Below are 5,869 nucleotides of genomic sequence, written 5' to 3'. Positions count from 1 at the left end.
TGCGGAGTCTTTTAATGCCAAAATAAAGTCCTTCAGGAATGCACTCAGAGGTGTACGGGACGTAGAATTTTTTCTTTACAGATTGACTAAACTTTATGCTTAAAATTTCCACTAATCCCCCAAGTTTTCAACTTGATCCGTAAAAGCGTACAAAAACGACATTGACACAAATAAAAAAAAGGTTGCAAGTCAATAACTTACAACCTTTCTAGTGCCCAGAACTGGATTCGAACCAGCACACCCTTGCGAGCGCTGCGACCTGAACACAGTGCGTCTACCAATTTCGCCATCTGGGCAACTGATATCGTGTCAGGGGTTGCAAATATACGCAGCCATTTTATTTTTCCAAAATTTTACTGCACTATTTTTTCAACCGGCATGCTCATTGCTATTGAAAACCAATATCATAAACAATAACGATCACTGGTTGTTATCTATCTGAAAACCGCCCTCCTTATGGCTTCCATCATCATTATACTCATCCTCATTGCGCTCAACTTTTACTTCTCCATTGCGGAGATCGGGTTGATATCTGTAGATAAAAATATCCTCCAGCAACAGGCGGATAACGGCAACCAAAAGGCATTGAACGTACTGAACCTCATCAAAGATCCGGATGAATTTCTGAGCGCGGTACAGGTAGGCATTACACTCGTAGGTATACTGGAAGGGCTATACGGGGGCGATCTGATGGCTGCCTGGCTGCAACCTGTTTTTATTAAATGGGGGATGCATAGCTCCTGGGCGCATCTTTCAGCATTGCTCGTTGGCGTGGGCTCTATCACTTATCTTACTATTGTTATCGGGGAACTGATCCCTAAAACGCTGGCCCTGCTGGATCCGATGAAAGTATCCATATTGATTACGCCGTCGATGCTGATCTTCTCCAAGGTGACTTACCCGTTTATTAAGTTACTTACTGCCAGCACCAAATTCATACTGGGCCTGTTTTCCATTAATACCATCCGGGAAGAAAAACTCACGGAGAACGATATACGAAGTATGCTAACGGCTGCCTACAAACAGGGGCTGATAGATAAAGGCGAGCTCACACTGCATAAGAACCTCTTTTCTGCCTATGACCTCGTGGCGGAAAACATTATGACGCCGGACAGCATGATTACTTATGTGAAGGATACTATGAACAGGGACGAAATAACGGATACGATTAAACGTAGTATCCACCGCACGTTTCCGGTGGGGAACGAGAAAGGGGAAATGCTGGGCGCACTGGGTGTAAAGGACTTCTTCCTGTACCCCGACAAACCCATTACCACTATCCTCTCTCCCATTTCTTTCCTTTCTCCCAACCAGGCAGTATATGATATTTTCCAGCAGCTGAGGCGGGAAAGTACTAACATGGGTATTGTGGTGAATGAATATGGGGAATGCGAGGGAATGGTCACCTACCATGATATTGTGTCCGGACTGCTGGGTGGCAGTCTGCCAGGATTCAATGCCACGGAACGCTACCTGGTACAGCAGCCGGATAAAAGCTGGCTAACCTACGGTTATACGAGACTGAACTATATCCGGGAAACGCTGAACTATGAATGGCTGCGGGAATATGAAAAAGAAGATATCACCGTAGCAGGGTTGCTGATCGACAAACTAAAACATATCCCTAAGCCGGGCGAAAAAGTAATGCTGAACCAGGTCATTTTTGAAATCAAAAAAATGGATCTCCACCGCATTGACGAAGTAATTATCCGTACGCAAACGCTTGCGCAATAATGTTGTAACCTTATGTATTCTACCATAACCTGTTTATCTTGATGCAAATATTTTGATTGTTATGGTAAGAAGAATCCTCCTGCTAACGCTGGCAGCCCTGCCAGGCATCACGGCGGCGGCACAAAGCAAGAAAGCGGCGACTGTCAGGCAAAAACCGAATATCATATTTATTTATGCGGACGACCTGGGTTACGGAGAAACAGGCCCTTACGGCCAACAGAAAATAAAGACACCTAACCTTGACCGCTTGTCTGCAGAGGGCATTCACTTCAACCAGTTCTACACCAGTACCCCCGTGTGTGCGCCGGCGCGCTGTATGTTGCTCACCGGCCGCCATGGCGGACATTCTTATATCAGAGGCAATTATGAAATGGGGGGCTTCCCGGATTCACTCGAAGGCGGACAAATGCCTTTACCGGAAGGTACCGTTACCATTGGCCGCATGCTCCAACAAGCCGGATATACTACCGGTGCTATCGGCAAATGGGGCCTCGGCATGCAATACAGCACCGGCAATCCCAACAAACAAGGCTTCAATTATTTCTACGGCTACATCGATCAGAAACAGGCACACAACTACTACCCTACTCACCTCTGGGAAAATGACAAGGCCGACAGCCTGAATAATACCTTTATCAATGTACATAAATCGTTGCAGCCGGAAACGGCCACCGACAGCGATTTTGACTACTACAAAGGCAAGGATTATGCAGTAGATGAACTGACGAAAAAAGCCACTCAGTTTATTAAAAAAAATCACTCGGCGCCCTTCTTCCTCTATCTGCCGTACACTATTCCACATGTATCCTTACAGGTGCCGGACAGTGCACTGAAACAATACATCGGACAGTTCAACGAAAAACCATATTACGGTCAACAGGGATACACACCGCATAAATATCCATTGTCGGCTTACGCAGCCATGATCACTTACCTGGATACACAAATAGGTATTATCATGAACCTGGTGGCCAGCATGGGACTGGACGACAATACCATTATCATGTTTTCCAGCGACAACGGCACCACTTTCAACGGCGGTGTGGACGCTTCCTTCTTCAACAGTGTCGCGGGTCTTAAAGGGCTTAAAATGGACCTTTACGAAGGAGGTATCCGGGAACCTTTCATTGCCAGATGGCCTGGAAAAATTCCTGCGGGCAAAACATCCGAGCTGCCAGGCGTACAATATGACATGATGGCTACATTTGCCGACATCGCAGGCATACAAGCTCCTGCCAACGATGGTATTTCCCTGCTGCCGGAAATGACCGGAAAACATGGACAACAGGCCGACAGAAAATATATCTACTTTGAATATCCGGAAAAAGGTGGTGCAGTGGCGATTCGTATGGGACAATGGAAAGCCATCAAAAACGGATTGAAGAAAAACCCGGACGCCGCCTGGGAATTATATGATCTCTCGAAAGATAAATCAGAAGAACATGATGTAGCAGCCGCACATCGCGACCTGTTACCCGGCTTTGACGCCATTGTAAAAAAAGAACACCGGAATGCACACCTCAACGAATGGGAATTCCTTAATTCAAAAATGAAAGCGACGAAGTAAATGTTATAAATATTATAGGGAGATGGTGTAGGTATCCATCTCCCTATAATACAATACCCGCTACTTACTTTCCCATTTAAACCACTTCACACCCAGCACCACAAAAACAATGGTATAGCCCACGGACGCCAGCAACGCATACGTTGTTTCCAGCTGCCAGGTAGCCGGATCCAGGCTGCCCGCCAATACTTTTCTTACCACGCCATACGGTGACCAGATCACGATTTTTTCTATCATATCGCCCAACACACCAAATTCACCAAACATCCCGATCATAATAAAAACAAAATAAACCAGCCGGGTAGTAGAGTTCACCGTATCCGGATTTTTAATACGGCCTACAATCGCCTGTCCCAAACCCAGGTACACAGCGCCTCCCAGCGTAGCCATCAGCAATCCGGCTACATAACCGGCCGCCGATATCTGTATATGATCTACGAAATATCCTACTATAAAAACGAGTATCGTCATCAAAATAATCATGGCTATTTGCACCGTTATACGACTGATCATAATCGTCCAGGCGGAAACGGGCCCCACCCGCAGCCGCTGAAACACGCCCCGGTCGCGGTCTCTCGCAATACTGTTGGAGTAGCCCATCAGCCCTATGCTGGTTAGCCCAATGGTAATACAGGCGGAAAGCACAAACACACCGCCCAGTTTATCGATCAGTCCTTTCCAGGACACCAATATGATCAATGGCACTATCAGCACCAGGCGGAACGAACGGCGGTTACGCCATAAGGTGGTGAAATCGGCCCGCAATAAGGCGGACATCACAGCTGAATTTTTAGGTATTCTTGTTTCCATGTTAAGCGCGTTTAATTATGGGCGAACAGCGGTGCCGGTTAAACCAATAAATACATCTTCCAGGGTCACCTTTCCTTTCCGTACTACTTTCAGTACTTCCGGATCATGACGATGCTTTTCTATTAATGCCTCCGGCGTATCAATGGCAATGATGCGCCCATGATCAATAATAGCGATGCGGTCGCAGATAGCTTCCGCCTCCTCCATGGAATGTGTAGTGAGTAGTACGGCGTGGCCGTTGTTGCGGAAATGTTCAATCCTTTCCCATAGTTGTCGCCGCGACTGTGGGTCCAGTCCTGTAGTGGGTTCATCCAGCAACACCAGCTGTGGATCGTGAATAGTGGAAATCACCAGCGATACCCGCTGCTGTTGTCCTCCGGATAATTGCGAAATCTTTTTACCGGCAGCATCTTCCAGGCTGATCTCCGACAGCTTTTGCTTTACTTTTTCATCATTCAGATCTACCCCGTAAATGCTGGCAAAGAGCCGGATAATTTCAGCGATGGTCAGCTCCGGCTGAAAGCTGGTAGCCTGCAACTGAACGCCCATGTTGGCGCGGGCATGCAAGGGCTTTTCCTGCGTATTAAAACCGGCTACGGTCACGCTGCCCGACACGGGCTTTAACAAACCTTCTATCGCACTGAGCGTGCTCGTTTTGCCGGCACCGTTAGGACCCAGTAAACCGAAGATCTCACCACCACGTACACCGAAAGAAACTTCCTTTACCGCCTGAAAAGTACCATAGCGGACATTCAGCTGATTCACTTCCAGAATGGGATCAGGAGACTGTTGTTGATTGTTCATCTAAAGCAGATTTGGTTTAAATTGACAATCGAAAATACAACAACCCCGCTGACCTGGGACGATAAAAAGGTGAACGCCGTTCAATAAGCGGTAAACGGAGGAGTTATAGCGGTAAAACCGGATCGGGTTTTTCCTCGTGGATTAGCATTCGTTTTTTAACCGTCTTATTAAAATCATTCTCTCCCACGGTAATCGTGTGAGGTACTTCCAGTACAAAATCTGCATGGGTCACAAAAAATTCTTTCTTAATAATCTGCCGGTTATTATCAGACGATACTTCCCTTGGAAACTCCACTCCTTCCAGGTTATAGTGACAATCAGATTCTACATAAGTATGTGCACTGTCTACATTATATACCCATGAGCCGTTTCCCTCCAAATTCAACTCTTTTGCAGATTGCCCTGAACGGACAATAGTCAGCCCCTTGGGAACTTCCACCACCACATGCTCTCCCGCTTTCAGTGTATAATTCCCGATATTCGCTACCTGAAAGGTCATGTCCTTTCCGCCGTTATCTATATACAGCCTGGTTTTTTGTCCTGCATACGAAAATACACATACAATGTATGCACTCACGCTTACCGTAATAACATGCAGAAAAACATTTCCCTGTAGTAATACCGGTAATTCATTTTCAGACCGGTGATATATTTCCCGGCATACAATAAATACAACGGCTGTTATCAATGCAATACCACCTACTACCAGCAGGTGATGATGAGCAGCACTTGTGAAACGGTTAACCGTAAACATATATTTACTACCAAACAAAGCAGCAAAGCCGCCGCCAAAGAAAAGAATCAGCCACCAGAGTCCCCGAAGCATAGGTATAAGTCGTTTAATTTGGATTAAAAATATTGATTATATATCATTGTTGTCCGGGTAAATTGAATATAACATGGCCTGTATTCCTTTTCTGATAAGGAATACAGGTTCTTAAATTATTGTATGAA

Annotated in this window: 5 protein-coding genes and 1 tRNA gene; 2 read left to right on the top strand and 4 right to left on the bottom strand. The window is 46.0% G+C overall.

The window, feature by feature from the left end:
• Window positions 1-212 precede the first annotated feature (212 nt).
• Window positions 213-296: transfer RNA gene (locus VIP81_RS10545), tRNA-Leu, on the bottom strand.
• A gap of 160 nt (window positions 297-456) precedes the next feature.
• Here VIP81_RS10545 and VIP81_RS10540 point away from each other — a divergent pair.
• On the top strand, window positions 457-1,734 hold the full coding sequence (locus tag VIP81_RS10540) for a hemolysin family protein (protein ID WP_331959606.1): 1,278 nt from the start codon (window positions 457-459) through the stop codon (window positions 1,732-1,734).
• A 61-nt stretch (window positions 1,735-1,795) separates the two neighbouring features.
• The gene (locus VIP81_RS10535; protein WP_331959603.1) at window positions 1,796-3,301 is read left to right on the top strand and encodes an arylsulfatase; all 1,506 of its coding nucleotides are present in this window, start codon (window positions 1,796-1,798) and stop codon (window positions 3,299-3,301) included.
• Between the two features lie 60 nt (window positions 3,302-3,361).
• On the opposite strand, the gene VIP81_RS10530 is transcribed toward VIP81_RS10535, so the two are convergent.
• The 3 genes from VIP81_RS10530 to VIP81_RS10520 form a co-directional block, all read right to left on the bottom strand.
• The gene (locus tag VIP81_RS10530) at window positions 3,362-4,111 is read right to left on the bottom strand and encodes an ABC transporter permease (protein ID WP_331959600.1); all 750 of its coding nucleotides are present in this window, start codon (window positions 4,109-4,111) and stop codon (window positions 3,362-3,364) included.
• A gap of 15 nt (window positions 4,112-4,126) precedes the next feature.
• Window positions 4,127-4,915: an ABC transporter ATP-binding protein gene (locus tag VIP81_RS10525; RefSeq protein WP_331959596.1), complete on the bottom strand. Its 789-nt coding sequence runs from the start codon at window positions 4,913-4,915 to the stop codon at window positions 4,127-4,129.
• 103 nt (window positions 4,916-5,018) lie between these two features.
• A complete protein-coding gene (locus tag VIP81_RS10520; RefSeq protein WP_331959593.1) occupies window positions 5,019-5,741 on the bottom strand; it encodes a hypothetical protein in 723 nt (240 codons plus the stop codon).
• Window positions 5,742-5,869: the final 128 nt, after the last annotated feature.

It is taken from the genome of Chitinophaga sp. (assembly GCF_036566945.1).
Classification (GTDB): domain Bacteria; phylum Bacteroidota; class Bacteroidia; order Chitinophagales; family Chitinophagaceae; genus Chitinophaga.
This window is presented reverse-complemented; position numbering and strand designations above follow the sequence as displayed.

Excerpts from the sequence above, each read along its gene's own strand:
- VIP81_RS10540 (WP_331959606.1), top strand. The coding sequence starts at position 457 with ATGGCTTCCATCATCATTATACTCATCCTCATTGCGCTCAACTTTTAC.
- VIP81_RS10535 (WP_331959603.1), top strand. The coding sequence starts at position 1,796 with ATGGTAAGAAGAATCCTCCTGCTAACGCTGGCAGCCCTGCCAGGCATC.
- VIP81_RS10530 (WP_331959600.1), bottom strand. The coding sequence starts at position 4,111 with ATGGAAACAAGAATACCTAAAAATTCAGCTGTGATGTCCGCCTTATTG.
- VIP81_RS10525 (WP_331959596.1), bottom strand. The coding sequence starts at position 4,915 with ATGAACAATCAACAACAGTCTCCTGATCCCATTCTGGAAGTGAATCAG.
- VIP81_RS10520 (WP_331959593.1), bottom strand. The coding sequence starts at position 5,741 with ATGCTTCGGGGACTCTGGTGGCTGATTCTTTTCTTTGGCGGCGGCTTT.